Raw genomic sequence first — 23127 nt, 5'->3', positions numbered from 1 at the left:
CCGCTCAGACGCCGGCGGCGGTGCGCAGCGCGTCGACGCGGTCCAGCCGCTCCCAGGTGAAGTCGGGCAGCTCCCGGCCGAAGTGCCCATACGCGGCCGTCTGCGTGTAGATCGGGCGCAGCAGGTCGAGATCGCGGATGATCGCGGCGGGGCGCAGGTCGAACACCTCGAGGATGGCCGACTGGATCCGCTCGACGGGCACCTGCTCCGTACCGAAGGCCTCGACGTACAGACCGACGGGGTGTGCCGCGCCGATCGCGTACGCGACCTGTACCTCGAGGCGCTCCGCGAGCCCCGCGGCCACGGCGTTCTTCGCGACCCAGCGCATCGCGTAGGCGGCGGAACGATCGACCTTCGACGGGTCCTTCCCGCTGAAGGCGCCACCGCCGTGCCGGCTCGCGCCGCCGTAGGTGTCGACGATGATCTTGCGGCCGGTGAGGCCGGCATCGCCCTGCGGGCCGCCGATCTCGAACTTGCCGGTGGGGTTGATCAGCAGCTTCACCGCCGAGTGGTCGAGGGCCAGGTTCTCGAGCACCGGCCGGATGACCGCCTGCTCGACCGACTCGCGCAGCTCCGCGAGCGAGACGGCGGGCGAATGCTGCGTCGACAGCACGACGGTGTCGATGGTCTGCGGGGTGAGGCCCTCGTAGCCGACGGTCACCTGGGTCTTTCCGTCGGGCCGCAGGAAGTCGAGCTCGCCCGACTTGCGGACCGCGGCGAGCTGCTCGGCGAGGCGGTGGGACAACCAGATGGGCAGCGGCATGAGCTCAGGCGTCTCGGTCGTCGCGAAGCCGAACATGATGCCCTGGTCGCCTGCGCCCTGACGGTCGAGCTCGTCGATGCTGGTGCCCTCGCGCGTCTCGAACGCGTCGTCGACGCCCTGGGCGATGTCGGGCGACTGCGAGCCGATCGAGATCGACACCCCGCATGAGCGGCCGTCGAACCAGACGTCGGAGGAGGTGTAGCCGATCGCCGAGATCTTGTCGCGCACGATCTGCGGGATCTCGACATAGCCCGACGTGGTCACCTCGCCCGCGACGTGCACCTGGCCGGTCGTGACCATCGTCTCGACGGCGACTCGCGAATGCGGGTCGACCGTGAGCAGCGCGTCGAGGATGCTGTCGGAGACCTGGTCGCAGATCTTGTCGGGGTGACCTTCCGTGACCGACTCGGAGGTGAAAAGGCGCAGGGGTGCCACGGGTCTCCTTCGGTTGGGGAAGAACTAGACGCCGGTGAGCGTCGCGTCGAGAATACGATCGGCCACCGACAACTTGCTGCCGGAGACCTCCATCACAATATCGCCGGCCCTGTTCAGCACGACGACGTCGTTGTCATCTGTTGCGAAGCCCGTCTTCCAGCCGACGTTGTTGACGACGAGGAAATCGCAGCCCTTCCGGGCGATCTTGGCGCGCCCGAGTTCGAGCAGCGTCGCGGGGTCGGGCTCGGTCTCGGCGGCGAAGCCGATGATGGTCTGGCCCTCGTGCTTCGCTGCGGACAGCTCGGCGAGGATGTCGGGGTTCACCACGAACTCGACCGTCAGCCGGTCGCCGGTCGCTTCTTTCTTGATCTTCCCCTGCCGCACCTGAGCGGGACGGTAGTCGGCGACGGCGGCAGCCATGATCACGACGTCGGCTTGCCCCGCAGCCGTCTGTACGGCCTTCTCGAGCTCGAGCGTCGTCGAGACGTCGATGACGGCGATGCCATCGGGCACCGCATCCGTGCCGATGTTCGCTGCGATCAATGTGACGATCGCGCCGCGCACCGCTGCTGCCGCCGCGACCGCCATGCCCTGCTTTCCGCTCGAGCGGTTGCCCATGAAGCGCACCGGGTCGAACGGCTCGCGGGTGCCGCCGGCTGTCACGACGATGCGCAGGCCGTCGAGGTCGAGGCGACCCGAGTCGGGCTCGGCGTCGACGCGGGCCCGGCGGGACCGGGCGGCGGACGTCGTCGCCGCGGCGGTCTTCTCATCGCCGGCGACGAGGGCGAGCGCGACGGCTGCGATGCCGTCGGGCTCGGTCATGCGCCCGGGGCCGGAGTCTGTGCCGGTGAGCTGCCCGCTCTCGGGCCCCACTACGGTGACGCCGCGCTCGCGCAGCACCGCGATGTTGCTCTGCGTCGCATCGGCCAGCCACATCTGGGAATGCATCGCGGGGGCGATCACGACGGGCGCCGTCGAGGCGAGCACCGTGTTCGTCAGAAGATCGTCGACCAGCCCGTGAGCGAGTTTGGCAATCGTGTTCGCGGTCGCCGGGGCGATGACGATGAGGTCGGCGCGCTGTCCGAGCGCGACATGCCGCACCTCGTCGACGCCCTCGTACAGCTCGGTCGTGACGGGGTGCCGGCTGATCGCCTCCCACGTGGGGCGCCCGACGAAGCGCAGCGCGGCCTCAGTCGGCACGACATGCACCTCGTGGCCGGCGAGCACGAGCGCGCGCACAAGCGAAACGCTCTTGTATGCGGCGATGCCGCCGGTCACCCCGACGACGATGGTCAATTGGGGCGCACCGGCGGCATCAACGCTCACGGGGTGATGACGGCTCGCGGAGCTACTGCTGCTCGACGATCGGCTTGATGACCAACTTGTCCTCGTTGATCTCGTGAAGTGCGACCGAGAGCGGCTTGTCTTCGACCGAGGAGTCGACGAGCGGCCCCACGTTGTCGAAGAGGCTGCCCTCGTGCAGGTCGGCGTAGTAGTCGTTGATCTGGCGAGCACGCTTGCTCGCGAAGATGACCAGCGCGTACTTCGACTCGACCTTGCTCAACAGCTCATCGATCGGCGGGTCGATGATGCCCTTCTGGGATGTCGCCATGGCGGTTCTCCTAACCGGAAAAGTGTGGGGGCGCAGCTCAGTGCTGCGCTTGCGCCCGTAATGGCACAGACATCAACTCTACGACTTCGCGCGCAGCCTCAGGGACGGTGGCGTTCACGACGGTCTTGTCGAACTCGCCTTCCGCGGCCAATTCGACCTTCGCCGTCTCGAGCCGGCGTTGCTGTTCCTCCGCGCTTTCGGTGCCGCGACCGATCAGACGGCGCACGAGCTCTTCCCAGCTGGGCGGGGCGAGGAAGATGAGGAACGCCTCAGGGTCCGCGGCGCGGACCTGGCGTGCGCCCTGCAGGTCGATCTCGAGCAGCACGCTGCGACCAGCGGCCAGCGCCTCTTCGACCGGGCCGCGGGGCGTGCCGTAGCGGCTCTGATTGTGCACGACGGCCCACTCGAGCAGCTCGTCGTTCGCACGCATCCGATCGAACTCCGCGTCGCTGACGAAGTAGTAGTGAACACCGTCGACCTCGCCGGGCCGTGGCTTCCGCGTGGTGGCCGAGATCGAGAACATGATCTCGGGGAAATTGTCGCGGATGTATGCGGAGACACTGCCTTTGCCGACCGCGGTCGGCCCCGCGAGCACGGTGAGGCGGGCGCCGCGGCCTTTCGCCGAGAGGCGGGCGCGTTCGCGCAGGAACACGCGCAACCGCTCGCGCTGATGGCGGCCGAGCCCGCCGACGCGCTTGACGTTCGAGATCTGCAACCGATCAAGCGTTGCGGTCATCTTGGTGACGCCGATCGCAGGGATCGCCAGCAGGAAGTCGGTCACCCGGAGGGTGCCGGCAGGTCCGTCGGGGTCACGGGTGCCCTCGTCGAGAACGGATTCCGCGCTGCGTGCCCCCGACGCGATCTGCGCCTTGAGCTCGGCCCGTGCACGGCGCGCGGCGACTGCCGCGCGAGACGCAGCGACACGATCGACTTCCGGCGGGCTGGGCCGGGTCGAGGTGTCGGTGGCGTCGACTTCAGACAAGGGCCGCTCGCAGCTCGGCGGCGCGCTCGTCGATGGCGACGGCGAGGCCTGCGGGGCCGGCCTGCAGCAGACTGCGCGATTCGGCGACGATGGTGAACGGGGTCAGCGCGCCGAACAGCTCGCGCACACGGGTCGCCTGTGCGCCCTGATGGCCGAAGCCCGGGGCGAGCACGGGCAGTGCAGGCGACTTCGGCGCGGTCACGTCGACGCCCTGTGCGGCGAAGTCGACCGTAGCGCCGAGCACCACACCGATGGACCCCACCGCCCCGGCGTACGCTGCGCCGGCGTCGATGCGACCCGCATTGAATGCGCTCACATCATCGATGATTGCACGAGAGACGCTCACGGTGGAATCCGGACGTTTCACCTGAGCAGTCTGGATTTCCGTGGCCTCGGGATTGGACGTCGCGGCCAGCACGAACATGCCTTTTCCGTTGTCGGCGGCGTACTCCATCGCGGCCGCGAGCGAGCCGACGCCCTGGAACGGATTGACCGTCACCGCGTCGGCCTCGAGGGGCGCCCCGGGCGTCAGCCACGCCTCTGCGTAACCCGCGAGGCTCGTGTCGATATCGCCCCGCTTGGCGTCGGCGATCGTGATGATGCCGGCGGCGCGCGCCGCCGCGAGCACCTCTTCGAGAGCTGCGTAGCCGGCGGACCCGAAACGCTCGAAGAACGCGACCTGCGGCTTGACGATTCCCGCGCGCCCCGCCGCAGCCTCGACCGTACGCAGGCCGAACTCGCGCACGCCCGCGGCGGACGAGGCGAGACCCCACTCCTGCAGCAGGAAATCGTGCGGGTCGATGCCGACGCAGAGCGGCCCGAAGGCCTCGAGCGCCGAACGCAGCACTCCCCCGAAGCCGAAGCCGAGGCCGTCGCTCACGCCGCGCTCCCCGCGCCCGAGATGCGGGCGTCTCGCTCGCTCTGGTACTCCTGCAGGCTCTTCACCTCGAAGCCGGCGCGGACCGCCTCGATCGAGGCGACCGCAGCGGACAGTTCGCTGATCGTGGTGAACAGCGGCTTGTCGGCCGCGACGGCCGCCGCGCGGATCTCGTACCCGTCGTGGCGTGTCGTGCCGCCCGTCGGAGTGTTCACCACCATGTCGACCTCGCCGCGATTCAGCATGTCCACGACCGACTCGCCACCGTCCTGCGAGCCGTCCGAGGAGCCTCGGGCGGCAACAGTCTCGCTGTACTTGCGCACGGTCTGGCTCGCGATGCCGTTGCGCGCGAGCACTTCACCGGTGCCCTCGGTCGCAACGAGCCGGTAGCCGAGCTCGGTGAGCCGTAGCGCCGGCAGCACGATCGCGCGCTTGTCGCGGTCGGCGACCGAGATGAACGCGGTGCCGGAGACCGGGATGCCGCCGTATGCGGCCGCCTGGCTCTTCGCGAATGCGCGAGGGAAGTCGCGGTCGATGCCCATCACCTCGCCGGTCGAGCGCATCTCCGGCCCGAGGAGCGAGTCGACGACATCGCCCTTCACGGTGCGGAAGCGCTTGAACGGCAGCACGGCCTCCTTCACGGCGACCGGTGCGTCGAGGGGCACGATCGCCCCATCGCGCTCGGGCAGCAGTCCTTCCGCGACGAGCTCGGCGATGGTCGCGCCCGCCATCACGCGACTCGCGGCCTTGGCGAGCTGGATGCCGAGCGCCTTGCTCACGAAGGGAACGGTGCGGCTCGCGCGCGGGTTCGCCTCGAGCACGTAGAGGACGCCGGCGCTGATCGCGAACTGCACGTTGAGCAGGCCTCGCACGCCGACCCCTTCGGCGATCTTCCGGGTGGCTGCGACCACCTTCGCGACGTCGACGCGCCCGAGGGTCACGGGCGGCAGGGTGCAGCTCGAGTCGCCCGAGTGCACGCCGGCCTCTTCGATGTGCTCCATGACGCCGCCGATGTAGAGCCGATCGCCGTCGAACAGCGCGTCGACGTCGATCTCGGTGGCGTCATCGAGGAAGCGGTCGACGAGCAGGGGGTGCCCGGGGCCCACGATGCCCTGGCCGGCGATCCGCTCGAAGTAGTCCTCGATCTGCTCCTCGCTGTACACGATCTCCATGCCGCGGCCGCCGAGCACATAGCTCGGGCGCACGAGCACCGGGTATCCGATCTCTTCGGCGACCTGGCGGGCACCATCGAGGTCATAGGCGGTGCCGTTGCGCGGCGCCAACAGCCCCGCGTCGGCGAGGATGCCGGCGAACAGTCCGCGCTCCTCCGCGAGATCGATCGCCTCGGGGCTCGTGCCGAGGATCGTCACGCCCGCCGCCTTGAGGCCCGTCGCGAGTCCGAGGGCCGTCTGCCCGCCGAGCTGCACCACGACGCCGACGAGCTCGCCGGAGGCGGACTCGGCCTCGATGACCTCGAGCACGTCCTCGAGCGTCAGCGGCTCGAAGTACAGACGGTCAGAGGTGTCGTAGTCGGTCGACACGGTCTCGGGGTTGCAGTTGATCATGATCGTCTCGAAGCCCGCGTCGTGCAGTGCGAACGAAGCGTGCACGCACGAGTAGTCGAACTCGACGCCCTGGCCGATGCGGTTCGGACCCGAGCCGAGGATCACGATCTTGCGCCTGTCGCTCGGAACGACCTCGGTCTCGAGGTCGTAGCTCGAGTAGTGGTACGGCGTGAGCGCCGGGAACTCGCCCGCACAGGTGTCGACCGTCTTGTAGACGGGGCGCACACCGAGAATGTGCCGCACCTCACGCACGTCGGCCTCGCGGAAACCGCGGAGCTGCCCGATCTGGGCATCGGAGAATCCGTGCTCCTTCGCCCACCGCATCGTCGCGGTGTCGAGCGTGGCCGCGCCGCGGATGTCCTCCGCGACCTCGTTGATCAGCTGGATCTGGTCGAGGAACCACGGGTCGATCTTGGTCGCGTCGAAGGCGTCCTCGACGGACGCACCGTTGCGGAGGGCCTGCTGCACCAGCACGATCCGGCCGTCTGTCGGGGTCGCGGCCAGCGCGAGCAGCTCCTCGGCCGAGCGGCTCTCCTCGTCCCAGTGGAACGACGAGCCGCGCTTCTCGAGGCTGCGCAGCGCCTTCTGCAGGGCCGTCGTGAAGTTGCGGCCGATCGCCATCGCCTCGCCGACCGATTTCATGGTCGTGGTGAGCGTCGGGTCGGCGGCCGGGAACTTCTCGAAGGCGAAGCGCGGAACCTTGACCACGACGTAGTCGAGTGTCGGCTCGAAGCTCGCCGGCGTGACCTTCGTGATGTCGTTGGGGATCTCGTCGAGGCGGTAGCCGATGGCGAGCTTGGCGGCGATCTTGGCGATCGGGAATCCGGTCGCCTTCGATGCGAGCGCGGAGGACCGCGAGACCCGCGGGTTCATCTCGATCACGATGACGCGTCCGTTCGACGGGTCGACGGCGAACTGGATGTTGCAGCCGCCGGTGTCGACGCCGACGCGGCGGATGATCTCGATGCCGATGTTGCGCAGGTTCTGGTACTCGCGGTCGGTGAGCGTGAGCGCCGGCGCGACGGTGATCGAGTCGCCGGTGTGCACGCCGACCGGGTCGACGTTCTCGATCGAGCAGACGACGACCGTGTTGTCGGCCGTGTCGCGCATGAGCTCGAGCTCGTACTCCTTCCATCCGAGGATCGACTCCTCGAGCAGAACCTCGTGGGTCGGGGAGTCGTGGAGGCCGGCCCCACCGATGCGGCGCAGGTCGGCCTCGTCGTAGGCGAAGCCCGAGCCCAGGCCCCCCATGGTGAAGGACGGCCGCACGACGAGCGGGTAGCCGAGCTTCTCGGCACCGGCGAGCAGATCGTCCGTCGTGTGGCAGATGACGGATGCCGCGACGTCGGCGCCCGACTCGATCACGAGCTCTTTGAAGACCTGGCGGTCCTCGCCCTTCCGGATCGCGTCGACCTTTGCGCCGATCAGCTCGACGCCGTACTTCTCGAGGATGCCGCGCTCGTTGAGCTGCATCGCCGCGTTGAGCGCGGTCTGGCCGCCCAAGGTCGGCAGGATCGCATCGGGCCGCTCCTTGGCGATGATCGTCTCGATCACCTCGGGCGTGATGGGCTCGACGTAGGTCGCGTCGGCGAAGTCGGGGTCGGTCATGATCGTCGCGGGGTTGGAGTTCACGAGAATGACGCGCACCCCCTCTGCGCGCAGCACACGGCACGCCTGAGTGCCGGAGTAGTCGAACTCGACCGCCTGGCCGATCACGATCGGCCCGGAGCCGATGACGAGGACACTGTTGATGTCGGGGCGCTTGGGCATGGTCTACTCGGCGTCCTTCGTTTCGTTCTGGTGGTCGGTCACGAGGTCACGGAACCGATCGAAGAGGTAGTTGGCATCGTGCGGCCCTGCGGCCGCCTCGGGGTGGTACTGCACAGAGAACGCCGGAATGTCGAGGGCGCTGAGGCCCTCGACCACGTCGTCGTTCAGGTCGACGTGACTGACCTGCACGCGGCCGTAGCCATTCGGCGAATCGAAGGGTTCGTCGGTCGTCGGCGCCCTCACCGCGAAGCCGTGGTTGTGCGCCGTGATCTCGACGCGGCCCGTGCTCTTGTCGACGACCGGCTGATTGATACCGCGGTGGCCGAAGGGCAGTTTGTAGGTATCGAGACCCAGTGCCCGACCGAGCAGCTGGTTGCCGAAGCAGATGCCGAAGAACGGCAGTCCCTCGTCGAGCACGCCGCGCAGCACCTGCACCTGGCTCTCCGAGGCGGCCGGGTCGCCCGGGCCGTTCGAGTAGAACACCGCGACGGGGTCGATAGCGGTGATCTGCTCGAGCGTCGAGTCCTGCGGCAGCACGTGCACCTCGAAGCCGCGTTTCGCAAGGTTGTCGACGGTGGACCGCTTGACGCCGAGGTCGAGCACGGCAAGGTTGCCGAGTCGATCGCCCACCGCGGGCGTCACCGTGTCTTCGAGCACGGACACCTGAGCGGAGAGATTCTGCCCCGCCATCTCGACGGACTCGCGCACGATGCTGAGCTGCTCCGAATCCGACAGCGCAGCCTGGTCGCCCGAGAAGATGCCGGCGCGCATCGCTCCCTGGTCGCGGATGCGTCGCGTCACCGCGCGCGTGTCGATGCCGGAGATGCCGACGATGCCGGTCGAGACCAGTTCGTCGTCGAGGCTGCGGATGGAGCGATGGTTGGAGACGATGCGGCTCGGGTCCCGGACGACGTAGCCGGCGACCCAGATGATCCGCGACTCCATGTCCTCGTCGTTCATGCCTGTGTTGCCGATGTGCGGCGCGGTCTGAATGACGATCTGGCCCGCGTACGACGGGTCGGTCAGCGTCTCCTGGTAGCCGGTCATGCCGGTGGCGAAGACGAGCTCGCCGAGCGTGCGGCCCTGGGCGCCGTAGGCGCGGCCCGCGTAGCGGGTGCCGTCCTCGAGCACCAGGACGGCGGGGGAAGGTACAGGCACGTCAGACCTCGCTTTCTGCGGAAGTGGAAGTGATGGCATCGATCGCGTCGTAGAGCGCACCCGACTTCTCGGGCTCGAAGACACGGAAGTAGCTGTCGACGACCTCGTCGTTGACCCGCCACGACAGCGTGAGCAGGCCGCCCTTCTCGACCACCTTGTCGATCGCGACCTGTGCGGGCTCGGCGGAGACGATGACGGATGCCTGCAGCCAGACATCCGCATTTCCGTCGAGGCTGATGGCGACGCCCGAGCCGTACACGGCAAGCATGCCCTGGGCGCGGAACCCCAGCCCGCGGATCGCGAGGCGTTCGAGCGGCTGGCCATGGCGTGTGGTCGCGACGTACAGCGCGGGTGCCGAGACGACCGGCTCGCCCAGACCGTCGGGTGTGTCGTGCGGCGGCACGAGCGCAGCGTCGCGCCGCACTCGGGCGCGCCAGCCGGCCCACATGCCGACGAAGATCAGCAGCGTGACGACGACGATCAGGGTCGTCGACGCCCACTCAGGCACGGGAGGCCTCCTGCTCCACGAGCTCGCCGTCTGCCACGGTCGGCCGCCCGGCGAGGAAGGTGTGCACGACACGCCCCGGCAGCTCGAGCCCGAGATAGGGCGAGTTGACCCCCTTGCCGCGCAGGTCCTCGGTCGAGAACGCGCGGCTCGCGTCGGGGTCGTAGAGGGTGATGTTCGCCGCGGCGCCGACCGCGATGCCCTCGGAGTAGCCGTCGAGCGACCCGATCTCGGCCGGCTTCGCGCTCATCACGCGCGCGACGTCGGCCCAGTCGAGCCGGCCGTCCGCAACGAGCGCGGCGTGCACGACCGAGAGCGCTGATTCGAGCCCGACCATGCCGTTCGCCGCGGCGTCCCACTCGGTGTCCTTCGCCTCGACCGGATGCGGCGCATGATCGGTCGCAACGATGTCGATGGTGCCATCGACCAGCGCCGCCCGTAGCGCTTCGACGTCCTCGCGGGTGCGCAGCGGTGGGTTCACCTTGTAGCGCGCGTCGTAGCCGCGCACGAGGTCCTCGGTGAGCAGCAGGTGGTGCGGGGTCAGCTCAGCGGTGAGACGGATGCCGCGCGACTTCGCCCAGCGGATCACCTCGACCGATCCCGCGGTCGACACGTGGCACACATGCAGACGACCGCCGACGTGCTCGGCCAGGAGCACGTCACGCGCGATGACGGATTCCTCCGCGACCGCCGGCCAGCCGGCGAGACCGAGCTCGCCGGACAGGACGCCCTCGTTCATCTGTGCGCCCTGGGTGAGCCGGGGCTCCTGCGCGTGCTGGGCGATCACGCCATCGAACGCCTTGACGTACTCGAGGGCGCGGCGCATCAGCAGGGGGTCGGCGACGCAGAATCCGTCATCGCTGAACACACGCACCCGCGCGCGGCTCGACGCCATCGCGCCGAGCTCCGCGAGCCGCTCCCCTTTGAGTCCGACCGTCACGGCGCCGATCGGCTGCACCTTCGCGTAGCCGGCCGCCTCGCCGAGCGAGAGCACCTGTTCGACGACGCCCGCCGTGTCTGCGACCGGCGAGGTGTTCGCCATCGCGAAGACGGCCGTGTAGCCGCCGGCCGCAGCCGCGCGCGTGCCGGTCAGCACCGTCTCGGACTGCTCGTAGCCCGGCTCACGCAGGTGCGTATGCAGGTCGACGAGGCCGGGCAGCGCGATCAGTCCGTCGGCGTCCACGACCTCGGCACCGGCGGCCGAGACGGCGGTACCGATCTCGACGACCTCGCCCCCTTCGATCAGGATGTCGGCGCGCTCGCCGGTCGGCAGGCCAGCGCCCGCGATCAGATAGGAAGCCATCGCTAGTTCTCCTCGCCGGCCAACAACAGATACAACGCCGCCATGCGTACCGATACCCCGTTCGCGACCTGCTCGCGCACGGTCGACTGGGGCGCGTCCGCCGCGGCGGCGGAGATCTCGAGACCGCGGTTCATCGGGCCCGGATGCATGATGATCGTGTCGATCGAGAGCCGCGCGAGCCGCTCGTCGTCGAGCCCCCAGGTGCGCGAGTACTCGCGCTCGTTCGGGAAGAACGCGGCGTTCATGCGCTCGGCCTGGATGCGCAGCATCATCAGCACGTCGGGCACGCCCTCGTCGATCGCCGCGTCGAGGTCGTAGCCGATCGCGACGGGCCAGGTACTCGTGTCGACCGGCACGAGCGTCGGCGGCGCGACGAGCGTCACCTCGGCCCCGAGGGTCGAAAGCAGCCACACGTTCGAGCGGGCAACGCGCGAGTGCAGCACGTCACCGACGATCGTCACCGCGACGCCGTCGAGCGCTTTGCCGCGGCTCGCCGCGCCGTGCAGGCGGCGGCGCATCGTGAACGCGTCGAGCAGGGCCTGGGTCGGATGCTCGTGCGTGCCGTCGCCGGCGTTGAGCACGCCGGCCTCGATCCAGCCGCTTGTCGCGAGGGTGAACGGTGCGCCCGACGACTGGTGGCGGATCACGACGCCGTCGGCGCCCATCGCCTGCAGCGTCTGCGCGGTGTCCTTGAGGCTCTCGCCCTTGGAGACGCTCGACCCCTTCGCGCTGAAGTTGATGACGTCGGCCGAGAGGCGCTTCGCGGCCGCCTCGAATGAGATCCGGGTGCGGGTGGAGTCCTCGAAGAACAGGTTCACGACCGTCTTGCCGCGCAGCGTCGGCAGCTTCTTCACCTCGCGGTTCTGCACCTCCGCCATGTCCTCGGCGATGTCGAGGAGCCGGATCGCGTCGTCGCGAGCCAGGTCTTTGGTGGACAGCAGATGGCGCATCAGTGCGTGCCCCCCTCGATCGCCACGAACTCGTCGCCGTCGACCTCGTTGAGGTGGACGTTGATGCGCTCGTCGAGCGCCGACGGCAGGTTCTTCCCGACGAAGTCGGCCCGGATCGGCAGCGCACGGTGCCCGCGGTCGACGAGGGCGGCGAGTCGGACGACCGCCGGGCGCCCGACGTCGTTCAGCGCATCGAGCGCCGCGCGGATCGTACGACCCGAGAACAGCACGTCATCGACGAGGACCACCGTGGCGCGATCGATCGATGCGGGCAGTGACGTGCGGCCCGGTGTGCGGGTCCGCGTGTGGGCCAGGTCGTCGCGGTACATCGTGACGTCGAGGCTGCCCGCGAAGATGCTGCCGCCCGGCTCGATGCGCGCGATGTTCGCTGCGATGCGCTGCGCGAGCGTCACACCGCGGGTCGGAATGCCGAGGATCACCAGACCCTCGGTTCCCCGGTTCGACTCAAGGATCTCGTGCGAGATCCGAGTCAACGCCCGGGCGATGTCAGCCTCAGTCAGCACGATTCTCGTGCTCATGCGCCGACTCCCTTCTCCGCCTCACGGGACGGTCTTAAAGAGTGCCTACCGCACTAACCCTAACAGGGGCCGCCGTCACTCCCCGGCACGCTCGGCCGAGGCATCCGCCTCGTCGCGTGCCGTGGTCTGCGCGATCTTGGCCAGCAGCCCGTTGACGAAGCCCGCGGAGTCGTCGGTCGAGAGGGAGGTCGCCGCCTCCACCGCCTCGGAGATCGCGACGCCGGTCGGGACCTGCGGGTTGTACAGCAGCTCCCACACGCCGATGCGCAGGATCGCACGGTCGACGATCGGCATGCGCGCGAGGGTCCACCCCTGGGCGTACGTCTCGATCAGCTCGTCGATCTCGGCCCGGTTGTCGATCACGCCGTCGACGATCTCGCGGGCGTACAGCCAGGACGCCTCGCGTGCCGGCTCGTTCGCGGCGCGTTCCGCCTCGGTCGCGAGCGCTTGCGGGATCGGGATCTCGCGCAGATCGGCGACGTACAGGATGTCGAGGGCCCGCTTCCGGGCCTTCGTGCGAGCGCTCACTAGTCGTTCACGCGACCGAGGTAGTCGCCCGTGCGCGTGTCGACCTTGACCTTGGTGCCGGTCTCGAGGAACAGCGGCACCTGGATCTCGTAGCCGGTCTCGAGCGTCGCGGGCTTGGTGCCGGCGCTCGACCGATCGCCCTGCAGGCCGGGCTCGGTGTACGTCACCTCGAGAATGACCGACGCGGGCAGTTCGACGTAGAGCGGGTTGCCGTTGTTCATCGCGATCGTCGCGATCTGGTTCTCGAGCATGTAGTTCGCGGCGTCGCCGACGGTGGCGGCCGGAACGTTGATCTGGTCGTAGTCGGTCTGGTCCATGAACACGAAGGAGTCGCCGTCGTTGTACAGGTACTGGTAGTCGCGGCGGTCGACGGTCTCGATGTCGATCTTGGTGCCCGAGTTGTAGGTCTTGTCGACGACCTTGCCCGTGACGACGTTCTTCATCTTCGTGCGGACGAACGCGCCGCCCTTGCCCGGCTTGACGTGCTGGAACTCGACGATGCTCCAGAGCTGGCCGTCGATGTTGAGGACGACGCCGTTCTTGATGTCAGCGGTAGATGCCATGGGTGGATCCGTTCAATGTGTCGATCAGTAAGCGCTGTGCGAATGGGAAGCTGCGGGGCCGGGCCGCGAGGCGGCGAAAAGTGGCCTTCGTCGATTCTATCAGCGGGCCAGTTGGGCGACGGCGAGGCGGTACGAGTCGAAGCCGAAGCCTGCGATGACGCCGGTCGCGACGGCCGAGATGACGCTCGTATGCCGAAACTCCTCGCGGGCGTGCGGGTTGGAGATGTGTACTTCGATCAGCGGCACGCCCGACGAGGTCACGTACTGCACGGCGTCGTGGACGGCGATCGAGTAGTGGGTCCAGGCTCCGGCGTTCAGCACCACCGGCGACTTCTGCTGGGCGGCAGCGTGCAGCCAGCCGAGCAGTTCGCCCTCGTGGTCGGTCTGGCGCACCTCGATCGTCGCGCCGAGCGGTGCGGCATCGGCCTCGAGCAGGCTGCGCAGATCATCGAGCGTCTCGCGGCCGTAGATCTCCGGCTCGCGAGTACCGAGCGTGCCGAGGTTCGGGCCGTTGAGGACGAGGATGTGCGTCACGTTCGCAACCCTACTTGCTACCGCCAGGCGGAGAGCCGTGGCACTTGCGACGTGCAGACGGTGTCGGCGGTCTCGTCCGCGGGGCGCTCATAGACGGCGACGGAACCGCTCTCAGGAGCGGTCGTGCACGCGGCCATCGGCGGAACGGCACGGTTCCAGGTGACCGTGGGCAGCGGCACACAGCCTTGCGTCGACGTCGGCCGGGGCGCGAGCGCGGCGAGGGGCGCCGGCGCCGACGGTGCACCGAACGCGGGAAGCCTCCCGGGCGCCGGGCCGCCGCTCGCGGTGTAGCTGCCGTCGGCGGAGGTCTCGAGGCCGGTGAGGAACCAGGTGCCGCCGTCGGTCGTGCCGAACGTCACGCAGTCACGCCCCAGCGCCTGCTGAGCGGTTGCGATCGTGTCCATCTGGGCGACGGCCGTATGGTCCTGGTACAGCGCGTCGCAGATCGCAATCGGATCCACGCGCGTTGCCGTCTCCCCGCCGCCCGCACTCGCGCCGGCCGACCAGCCGAACGACTGGTTGCCGTCCGCGTCATAGCACTGCACGGCGGTCACCGCCGGTGCAGTCGGCGCCGGGGACGGTTGCGGCAGCAGATCGGCGTTCAGCCGCCCCGTGCCCACCAGGGCGATGACGAGCGCGACCGCTGCCGCGATGCCGCCCCACACGGCGATCGTCCGGGTACGGGTGGACGAGCGCGTGGCCATGCGTCGACCGTACTGCCGACCGCCGTGATCAGGCGCCGATCTCCTGATAGGCGGCGAAGAGCAGTGACTCGTCAGGCCCCCGCAGCACAGTCGGGCGCGCGAGGTCGTCGAGCACGATGAAACGCATCAACGCGCCGCGCGCCTTCTTGTCGCGGCGCATGGTCGCGAGCAGCGTCTGCCAGCGGCCGACCGGGTAGGTGGTCGGGAGCGTGAGGGACTCGAGGATGTTGCGATGCCGCTCGACGACCGCGTCCGGCAGCCGGCCGGCGAGCCGCGACAGCTCTGCGGCGAACACCATGCCGACGGAGACCGCGGCGCCGTGCCGCCACTGGTAGCGCTCGGCGTGCTCGATCGCGTGCCCGAGCGTGTGACCGTAGTTGAGGATCTCGCGCAGGCCGGATTCCTTGAAGTCCTGGCCGACCACGCGGGCCTTGAGCGCGATCGAGAGCTCGACGACGCGGCGGAACTCCGCGCTGGAAGCATCCGTCGCCCGATCCACGTCGGCCTCGACGATGTCGAGGATCTCGGGCTCGGCGATGAAGCCGCACTTCACGATCTCGGCGAAGCCCGCGAGCACGTCGTTGCGCGGCAGGCTCGAGATGGTGTCGAGGTCGGCCACGACGGCGGACGGCGCATAGAACGCGCCGACCAGGTTCTTGCCCTCTGCCGTGTTGACACCGGTCTTGCCCCCGACGGAGGCATCGACCATTCCGAGCACCGTCGTCGGCACCTGGATGAGCTTGACACCGCGCAGCCAGGTCGCCGCGACGAAGCCGGCGAGATCCGTGACCGCGCCGCCCCCGAAGCCGATCACCGCGTCGGATCGGGTGAAGTCGGCCTGACCGAGGATCTGCCAGCAGAAGGTTGCGACTTCGATCCGCTTGGCCGGCTCGCCGTCCGGCACCTCGGCGAGCAGCACCTGATAGTGGTCCTGCAGAGTCGCCCGCAGCTCCCCCGCGGCGGCAGCGAGCGTCGGCGGGTGCACGATGAGCACCTTCGCGACGTCGGCGCCGAGCTGATCGGCGAGGTCGTTCCTCAGGCCGTAGCCGACCCGCACCGTGTACGGGTCGAGCCCGAGCACCTCGATCTCGGTGATGTCGTTGCTGCTCATTACTCCGAGAACTCCCCCGCTGAGTGAATCCAATCCGCCAATTCCTGCGCAATCTGAGTCCGCGGGCGGTTCGCGGTCTCGATACGGCGATCAGCGAGGCGCTCGTACAACGGGCGCCGCGCGGCGACGAGGGCCTTCCACGACTCGATGTCGGGCGCGAGCGGGCGCTTGCCGTCGATCTTGATGCGCCCCTCGACGGATTCCGCGTCGACGTCGAGCAGCACCACCACGTGGCGTTCGAGATCGTGCTGCGTATCGGCGTCGAGCACGGCGCCGCCTCCGAACGAGACGATCGCGTCCTGCGCGAGCGCCTCCACGACCGCCGCGCGCTCGAGCCGCCGGAAATACGGCTCGCCGTGCTCGGCGAAGATCTCGGTGATCGCGCCATGGTCGCGCACCACGATGGCGTCGGTGTCGACGAAGTCCATCTCGAGCAGCTTCGCCAGCTTCTTGCCCACCTTGGACTTGCCCGCGGCAGGGGGGCCGATGAGAACGATCGCCACGGCTACGCCTGCGCAGCGCCCGCGCGGGTGCCGACCGGGCGCGCGACAGCGGTACGCAGCGTCGCGGGAATGGCGGCGAGGTACGCATCGAGGTTCCGCTTGGTCTCGGCAAGGGAGTCGCCGCCGAACTTCTCGAGCACGGCGTCGGCGAGCACGAGCGCCACCATCGCCTCCGCGACGACGCCGGCGGCCGGAACGGCGGACACGTCGGAGCGCTGGTGGTGCGCGGGCGCCTCCTCGCCGGTCGTGACATCGATCGAGCGGAGCGCGTGCGGGATGGTCGCGATGGGCTTCATGCCGGCGCGGACGCGCAGCACGGTGCCGGTCGACATGCCGCCTTCGGTGCCGCCCGCGCGGTCGCTGGTGCGCTCGATCAGCCCGTCATGCGGCACGAGCTCGTCGTGGGCCTGCGAGCCACGACGTCGAGTCGTCTCGAAGCCGTCGCCGATCTCGACGCCCTTGATCGCCTGAATGCTCATCAGGGCCTGCGCGAGACGGCCGTCGAGCTTGCGGTCCCACTGAACGTGCGAGCCAAGACCAGCGGGCACGCCGTAGGCGAGGACCTCGACGACCCCACCGAGCGTGTCGCCTTCCTTGTGGGCGGCATCGACCTCGGCCACCATCAGCGCGCTCGTGGCCGCATCGAAGCAGCGCAGCGGGTCGGCGTCGAGTATCGCCACGTCGGCCGGCAGCGGAAGGCGCGTGCCGTCGGGAACGCGGACGGGGCCGATGGAGAGCGTGTGCGCAACCGTCTCGATGCCGAGCTCGCGCAGGAACGACTTCGCGATGGCGCCGAGCGCCACGCGGGCCGCGGTCTCGCGTGCACTCGCCCGCTCGAGCACGGGACGCGCCTCGTCGAAACCGTATTTCTGCATTCCGACCAGGTCGGCGTGGCCCGGGCGCGGCCTGGTGAGCGGCGCGCCGCGGCCGCTGTCGAGGACACTGGGGTCGACCGGCTCGGCGCTCATGACGTCGACCCACTTAGGCCACTCGGTGTTGCCGATGCGCAGCGCGATGGGGCTGCCCATGCTGAACCCATGGCGCACACCGCCCGACAGCGTGAGCTCGTCCTGCTCGAACTTCATCCGAGCGCCGCGGCCATAGCCGAGCTTCCGGCGTGCCAGATCGCCCTGGATGTCGTCGAGCTTCACGGGAACTCCGGCCGGCAGGCCCTCGAGCATGGCGATCAGTTCAGGTCCGTGCGATTCCCCTGCGGTGAGCCAACGAAGCATGGGGCCAGTCTATTTGCCGCCGCGGCTCCAGCCCGTCGCCGGTGGGCAGCAGGGCATGCAGGGAGTGCCTAGTGGCCGTCGCGCGGGCGGCCGTCTGCGCCGAGGCCCACGGCCGCGAGCATGGCCGCCAGCACGGATGCCTCGTCGGCGAGCGGTGCGAACGGATCGCCCCCGGCGAAGATCCGTACCTGCAGCAGGGCCTGATGCACGAGCATCGCGAGTCCGCCGAGGACCGTGCCGCCGGCATCCGCCCATGCGGCGCCCAGCTGCGTCGGCCACGGTTCGTACGCGACGTCGAGCAGTGGAGCATGTGCGCGCAGCGCAGCGTCGAATGTGATCGGGACCTCGGCTCCGCCCGGCAGGGTGCTCACGACGAGGTCCGTCGGCTCGTCGGCGTGGGGCTCATCGAAGGCGCCGATCGAGAACGTCAGCCCGACCGCCGCTGCGAGCGGGCGCAGCGACTCGGCGCGCTGCGGCGTGCGCACGCTCACCTGCACGCTCTCTGCTCCGAGCTCCCCCGCTGCGACGATTGCGGAGGCCGCCGTCGCTCCCCCGCCGAGCACGTGAACGTGGCGAACGGTCTCGACTCCGACCGCGTTCAGCGCACGCACGATGCCGGGCACGTCGGTGTTGAAACCGGAGCGGTGAACGGCGTCGCCGCCCCACTCGAACAGCACCGTGTTGACGGCGCCCGTGAGAGATCCGATGCGGTCGACCTGGTCGAGCAGCGGCTGGATCGTCTGTTTCAGCGGCATGGTCAGCGAAAGCCCGCGCCACGACGCGTCCCTCGACTCGATGAACGGGGCGAGCGCCTGGTCGTCGATCTCGACGCGCTCGTACGCCCACGGCAGTCCGAGGACCTCATACGCGGCGAGGTGCAGTTCGGGCGACTTCGAGTGCGAGATCGGCGAGCCGAGAACGGCCAGCCTGGTCGCGGTGTCGAGCCGGCTCACTTGCAGTAGCTCGCATTCCCGGATTCGCGACACCAGGCCTGCAGCTTCGCGACGTTCGCGTTCTGCTCGGCCCCGGTCATGGCGAAGGCCGTCTGGCCGGTCTTGAGGTTGACGACCGTGAAATAGAGATACGTGCCCTGGGGGTGCAGCGCGGCGGACAGAGCAGCAGACCCGGGGTTGCTGATCGGGCCGGGCGTGAGGCCCTTGTGCACATAGGTGTTGTAGAGGTTCTTCGCGTTGGCGCGATCGGCGTCGCTGGTCCACACCGACCCCGTCTTGCCGGTTCCGTACACGACCGTCGCGTCGGACTGCAGCGGCATTCCGGCCCTCAGCCGATTGTCGAAGACGCCCGCGATGAGCGGCAGATCACTCGGGTCCGGCCCGGCTTCCTTCTGCACGATCGACGCGAGGATCAGGGTGTTCCAGAGTTGCGTGTCCGAGATGCCGAGGTCGGTGAACTGCTGCTTCGCGCGGCTGACGAGGGTGGTCAGCAACTGCTGCGCCGAGATTCCCGGATCGAGGGTGTAGGTCGCGGGGTACAGGAATCCCTCGAGAGTCTTCGCGTGCGCGGGCAGCCCGAACGCAGACGGATTCTTGGCCGCCGCCTGCAGCTGGGCGAGCGGGATGTCGGTGGCCGTCGCGGCGTTCTTGAGAATCGTGGTCTCGGTGTCGCCCTCGCGGATCAGCAGGGTATGCGCGACGCGGGAAGACGGATCCTGGAGCAGCGCCAGCGCGCTCGCAGCGCTCATATGGCCGCGCAGGCGGTACACGCCGGGCTGGAAGACCGGGTCGGGCCGGGTCTGCAGCAGCAGTTGGTAGAAGGCCTGCGGCGTCCGGGTGACGCCCGCCTTAGCGAGCGTGGCGGCGATGGTGTCGCCGGTATCGCCCTGCTTGATGGTGACGTCGACACTTCCGGAACCGTTGCCGGTCCAGTCCGTGGGTGCGGGGTGGAGCTTCGCGGCGATCGCCTTCACCTGCGGCTGGAAGGTGTTCCACGCAAACAGTCCGCCGCCGCCGATCATCGCCAGGATGACGACCGTCGCCAGGATCCAGGTGAGCGCGCGCCGACCGCCTCTACGCCGGCGCGGCGGTGTCGGGCCCCGCGGCGGCTGCTCGCCGCCGCCGTCCGGTGCCGGGCTCAGCCAGTGGCGGAACTCGGGCTCGCTCGCCTCGACCGGCTGCGCGATCTCCGGCTCGGGGGCCTCGGCGCGGTGCACGATCGCGGGCTCGCGCGCCGGCCGTGTTTCCGGGGCCTGGCGCGCCTCGCGCTCGCGGGCTTCGCGCTCGCGGGCTTCGCGACGCGTCATGGGTGGCGGCTGCACCGGCTGCCGCGGCTCGGCGTCGGGAAGCGAGTCGGAACTCACGTGGGGAGTGCTCCTTCGGGTGACGGAGCGCTCGGCGGCGTAATCGGGACACCGGCCGGGCGGCCGCTTGACCGCTCGGCATCGAGCGCGTGCTGCAGGATCACCGCAGCCGCAGACTGGTCTACCACGGAACGCGACTTCTTCGAATTCTTGCCCGACGCCCGCAGGGCGCTCGTCGCCGTGACGGTCGACAGCCGCTCGTCGACGAGGCGCACCGGAACGGAGACCGCGGCGGCCAGGCGCTCGGCGAACTCGACAGCGTCTTCCGTGCTCGCCGTACGGCGGCCGGACAGAGCGAGCGGCAGCCCGGCGATGAGCTCGATCGCCTCATGCTCCACTGCGAGGGCCACGATTCGCGCCACATCCGAACCGTCGTCGCTGCGCCTCACCGTCTCGAGCGGCGAGGCGAGGAATCCGGACGCATCTGATCGGCTTACGCCGATCCGGACTGTGCCGACGTCGATGCCGAGACGGGTGCCGGGACGCACGGAACCTACTTCGCCAGTGCGTCCGCGACGGCGGCGAGAGCTGCGGGAACGGCAGCCGTGTCGCTTCCACCGCCCTGCGCGAGATCGTCCTTACCGCCGCCGCGCCCACCGAGCACGCCGGCGGCGACACTGACAAGCGCGCCGGCCCGAACGCCCGCGTCACGCGCGGCCTGGTTCGTCGCGACGATGATGAGCGGTCGGTCCGACACGGTCGCGGTCAGGGCCACCACGGCAGCGTCACTGCCGAGTCGCTCACGCACGCCCATCGCGAGCTGGCGCAGCTCGTCACCAGAACGCAGCTCCCCAGCGTTCTGCGCGACGAGGGTGACAGCACCGGCGCGTGCGGCAGCCTGAACAAGCGACGGCACCTTCTCGAGCAGCTGCTTCGCCTCGTACTGCGCGATCTTCTTCTCGGCGGCCTTGAGGTTCGCGACGAGTTCGGAGATGCGCTCGGGCAGCTTCTCGCGGGGCGTCTTCAAATTCGAGGTGAGCTCGGTGACGATCGCGCGCTCGGCGGAGAGGTCGCGGAAAGCCTCGATGCCCACGAGCGACTCGACACGGCGATTCGTAGACCCGACGGATGACTCGCCGATCAGGTTGATCATGCCGATCTCGGAGCTGCCCGCCACGTGCGTTCCACCGCAGAGCTCGCGGCTCCACGGGCCGCCGATCTCGACCATGCGCACGGTGTCGCCGTACTTCTCGCCGAACAGCGCCATCGCGCCGAGCTCTTTGGCGTCCGCCAGAGACATCACCCGCGTCGTCACTTCGAGGTTCTCCCGAATGGCGTTGTTCGAGATCTCCTCGAGCTCAGTGCGGGTCTCATGCGACAGCGGCTTGTTCCACGAGAAGTCGAGGCGCAGGTAGCCGGCCTTGTTGTACGAGCCGGACTGGTGCGCGTTCGGCCCGAGCAGCTGACGCAATGCCGCGTGCACGACGTGCGTGCCGGAATGCGCCTGGTTCGCTCCGCGACGATAGTCGGGATCGACGATGCTCGTCGCCCGGGACCCGACGCCGGCTTCACCGACGGACACGCGCACCGTGTGACTTGTGAGCCCCGCGACGGGCTTCTGCACGTCGAGCACCTCGAGTTCGTACCCGGGCCCCACGATCACGCCCTGGTCGGCGTCCTGACCGCCGGACTCGGCATACAGCGCGGTCTCCTTGAGGATCACCTCGGCGATCTGACCCTCGGTCGCACGGTCTACAGAAACGCCGTCGACGATGATGCCGAGGATCTCGGAATCCGTCGTGAGGTCGGTGTAGCCGGTGAAGACGGTCTCGCCGAGCGTGCGGAATCGGCTGTAGACCGTCAGATCCGCGATCGCGCCCTTCTTCGCCTTGGCGTCAGCCTTGGCGCGGTCGCGCTGCTCCTTCATGAGCGTGTCGAACGCGGTCCGGTCGACGGACAGACCCGCTTCGTCGGCGATCTCGAGCGTCAAGTCGATCGGGAAGCCCCAGGTGTCGTGCAACAGGAACGCGGTGTCGCCGGCGAGCTGTGCTCTACCCGACGCCTTGGTCTCGGCGACCGCGGTGTCGAGGATGGTAGTGCCCCCCGCGAGAGTGCGCAGGAACGTCTCCTCCTCGGCATACGCCGCATGCGAGATGCGCGCGAAATCGGTCTCGACCTCGGGGTACGCCGACTTCATGGCGTCGCGGCTCGCGGTGAACAGCTCAGGGAACACTGTCGTATCGACGCCCATCAGCCGCATCGCACGCACCGTGCGGCGCAGCAGGCGGCGCAGGATGTACCCGCGGCCGTCATTGCTGGGCGTGACGCCGTCGCTGATGAGCATCAAGGATGAGCGCACGTGGTCGGCGACGACGCGCAAGCGCACGTCGTCTTCGTGGCTCGCACCGTAGCGCTTGCCGGCGATCGCCGCGGCACGATCGAGGACCGGGCGCACCTGATCGGTCTCGTACATGTTCTCGACGCCCTGCTTGATGAACGCGATGCGCTCGAGGCCGGCGCCCGTGTCGATGTTCTTCCGCGGCAGCTCGCCGACCACCGTGAAGTCGTACTTCGACTGCACGTCCTTGATCAGGTACTGCATGAAGACGAGGTTCCAGATCTCGACGTAGCGGTCGTCGTCGGTGGCAGGGCCGCCATCGACACCGTACTTCGGGCCGCGGTCGAAGAAGATCTCGGAGCAGGGTCCGGCGGGGCCCGCCTGGCCCGTGGACCAGTAGTTGGTGTCCTTGCCTAGTCGCTGAATGCGGTCAGCGGATGCTCCGACCTTCAGCCAGCCGTCGATCGCCTCTTCGTCGTCCTCATAGACGGTGAACCAGAGATCCCTCTCGTCGAAGCCGAGGCCGCCATCGCCCTCGGGAGTCATCAGCAGGTCCCAGGCGTACTGGATCGCCTCCTGCTTGAAGTAGTCGCCAAATGACCAGTTGCCGAGCATCTGGAAGAACGTGCCGTGGCGCGGCGTCTTGCCGACCTCTTCGATGTCGAGTGTGCGGATGCACTTCTGCACGTCGGCGACGCGAGGGTACGGAGCCGGCACGACACCCGTCAGGTACGGCACCCACGGCACCATCCCGGCGATCGTGAACATTAGCGACGGGTCATCGCTGATGAGCGACGCGGACGGGACGATGGTGTGATCGCGCTGCGCGAAGAAGTCGAGGAAACGACGGTGGATCTCAGAAGTGAGCATCGAGAGACAGTTCTACCTTGTCAGTGGG

General features: G+C 68.9%; 22 protein-coding genes. All 22 read right to left on the bottom strand.

The genetic code is table 11. The features are described from left to right. Positions 1-4: 4 nt before the first annotated feature. Positions 5-1198: a methionine adenosyltransferase gene (gene metK / locus ACFOYW_RS14595; RefSeq protein WP_390230379.1), complete on the bottom strand. Its 1194-nt coding sequence runs from the start codon at positions 1196-1198 to the stop codon at positions 5-7. A 24-nt stretch (positions 1199-1222) separates the two neighbouring features. After that, positions 1223-2494, bottom strand: a complete 1272-nt coding sequence (locus ACFOYW_RS14590) for a bifunctional phosphopantothenoylcysteine decarboxylase/phosphopantothenate synthase (protein ID WP_390231403.1) — start codon at positions 2492-2494, stop codon at positions 1223-1225. Positions 2495-2546: 52 nt separating this feature from the next. After that, complete coding sequence (rpoZ, locus tag ACFOYW_RS14585) at positions 2547-2810, bottom strand: DNA-directed RNA polymerase subunit omega (RefSeq protein WP_390230377.1); 264 nt, start codon at positions 2808-2810, stop codon at positions 2547-2549. Positions 2811-2847: 37 nt separating this feature from the next. Next, positions 2848-3792, bottom strand: coding sequence for a guanylate kinase (gmk, locus tag ACFOYW_RS14580; protein ID WP_390230374.1), 945 nt, complete (start codon positions 3790-3792; stop codon positions 2848-2850). Next, a complete protein-coding gene (pyrF, locus tag ACFOYW_RS14575) occupies positions 3785-4672 on the bottom strand; it encodes an orotidine-5'-phosphate decarboxylase (protein ID WP_390230371.1) in 888 nt (295 codons plus the stop codon). Before pyrF ends, gmk begins: the two co-directional genes overlap by 8 nt. Further along, the gene (gene carB / locus ACFOYW_RS14570) at positions 4669-8004 is read right to left on the bottom strand and encodes a carbamoyl-phosphate synthase large subunit (RefSeq protein ID WP_390230369.1); all 3336 of its coding nucleotides are present in this window, start codon (positions 8002-8004) and stop codon (positions 4669-4671) included. Before carB ends, pyrF begins: the two co-directional genes overlap by 4 nt. A 3-nt stretch (positions 8005-8007) precedes the next feature. Then, a complete protein-coding gene (gene carA / locus ACFOYW_RS14565) occupies positions 8008-9201 on the bottom strand; it encodes a glutamine-hydrolyzing carbamoyl-phosphate synthase small subunit (protein ID WP_390230366.1) in 1194 nt (397 codons plus the stop codon). Beyond that, positions 9164-9670, bottom strand: coding sequence for a PH-like domain-containing protein (locus ACFOYW_RS14560; RefSeq protein ID WP_390230363.1), 507 nt, complete (start codon positions 9668-9670; stop codon positions 9164-9166). The genes carA and ACFOYW_RS14560 overlap by 38 nt, the downstream gene beginning before the upstream one ends. Beyond that, positions 9663-10970, bottom strand: coding sequence for a dihydroorotase (locus ACFOYW_RS14555; protein WP_390230360.1), 1308 nt, complete (start codon positions 10968-10970; stop codon positions 9663-9665). Before ACFOYW_RS14555 ends, ACFOYW_RS14560 begins: the two co-directional genes overlap by 8 nt. Positions 10971-10972: 2 nt before the next feature. Then, complete coding sequence (locus tag ACFOYW_RS14550) at positions 10973-11920, bottom strand: aspartate carbamoyltransferase catalytic subunit (RefSeq protein WP_390230358.1); 948 nt, start codon at positions 11918-11920, stop codon at positions 10973-10975. Next, positions 11920-12459: a bifunctional pyr operon transcriptional regulator/uracil phosphoribosyltransferase PyrR gene (gene pyrR, locus ACFOYW_RS14545; RefSeq protein WP_390230356.1), complete on the bottom strand. Its 540-nt coding sequence runs from the start codon at positions 12457-12459 to the stop codon at positions 11920-11922. The genes ACFOYW_RS14550 and pyrR overlap by 1 nt, the downstream gene beginning before the upstream one ends. A 75-nt stretch (positions 12460-12534) precedes the next feature. Beyond that, the gene (gene nusB, locus ACFOYW_RS14540) at positions 12535-12987 is read right to left on the bottom strand and encodes a transcription antitermination factor NusB (protein ID WP_390230353.1); all 453 of its coding nucleotides are present in this window, start codon (positions 12985-12987) and stop codon (positions 12535-12537) included. Then, positions 12987-13550, bottom strand: a complete 564-nt coding sequence (gene efp, locus ACFOYW_RS14535) for an elongation factor P (protein WP_390230350.1) — start codon at positions 13548-13550, stop codon at positions 12987-12989. The genes nusB and efp overlap by 1 nt, the downstream gene beginning before the upstream one ends. 99 nt (positions 13551-13649) lie before the next feature. Next, positions 13650-14084, bottom strand: coding sequence for a type II 3-dehydroquinate dehydratase (gene aroQ / locus ACFOYW_RS14530; protein ID WP_390230348.1), 435 nt, complete (start codon positions 14082-14084; stop codon positions 13650-13652). 17 nt (positions 14085-14101) lie between these two features. Then, on the bottom strand, positions 14102-14788 hold the full coding sequence (locus ACFOYW_RS14525) for a hypothetical protein (RefSeq protein WP_390230345.1): 687 nt from the start codon (positions 14786-14788) through the stop codon (positions 14102-14104). A 28-nt stretch (positions 14789-14816) separates the two neighbouring features. Next, positions 14817-15899 carry a 3-dehydroquinate synthase gene (gene aroB / locus ACFOYW_RS14520; protein ID WP_390230342.1) on the bottom strand — a complete coding sequence of 361 codons (1083 nt, stop codon included), beginning with the start codon at positions 15897-15899 and terminating at the stop codon, positions 14817-14819. Next, positions 15899-16402 carry a shikimate kinase gene (locus ACFOYW_RS14515; protein ID WP_390230339.1) on the bottom strand — a complete coding sequence of 168 codons (504 nt, stop codon included), beginning with the start codon at positions 16400-16402 and terminating at the stop codon, positions 15899-15901. The genes aroB and ACFOYW_RS14515 overlap by 1 nt, the downstream gene beginning before the upstream one ends. Positions 16403-16404: 2 nt before the next feature. Beyond that, positions 16405-17634 (bottom strand): chorismate synthase, encoded by a 1230-nt coding sequence (aroC, locus tag ACFOYW_RS14510; protein WP_390230336.1) that lies wholly within the window; start codon positions 17632-17634, stop codon positions 16405-16407. Between the two features lie 68 nt (positions 17635-17702). Then, positions 17703-18587 (bottom strand): shikimate dehydrogenase, encoded by an 885-nt coding sequence (locus tag ACFOYW_RS14505; RefSeq protein ID WP_390230333.1) that lies wholly within the window; start codon positions 18585-18587, stop codon positions 17703-17705. Then, a complete protein-coding gene (gene mltG, locus ACFOYW_RS14500; protein ID WP_390230331.1) occupies positions 18584-19951 on the bottom strand; it encodes an endolytic transglycosylase MltG in 1368 nt (455 codons plus the stop codon). The genes ACFOYW_RS14505 and mltG overlap by 4 nt, the downstream gene beginning before the upstream one ends. Beyond that, entirely contained in the window at positions 19948-20439 is a 492-nt protein-coding gene (gene ruvX, locus ACFOYW_RS14495) for a Holliday junction resolvase RuvX (protein WP_390230328.1), read from the bottom strand. Before ruvX ends, mltG begins: the two co-directional genes overlap by 4 nt. Positions 20440-20444: 5 nt before the next feature. Then, on the bottom strand, positions 20445-23099 hold the full coding sequence (alaS, locus tag ACFOYW_RS14490) for an alanine--tRNA ligase (protein WP_390230326.1): 2655 nt from the start codon (positions 23097-23099) through the stop codon (positions 20445-20447). Between the last annotated feature and the right edge of the window lie 28 nt (positions 23100-23127).

It is taken from the genome of Gryllotalpicola reticulitermitis (assembly GCF_042651345.1).
GTDB lineage: Bacteria > Actinomycetota > Actinomycetes > Actinomycetales > Microbacteriaceae > Gryllotalpicola > Gryllotalpicola reticulitermitis.
This window is presented reverse-complemented; position numbering and strand designations above follow the sequence as displayed.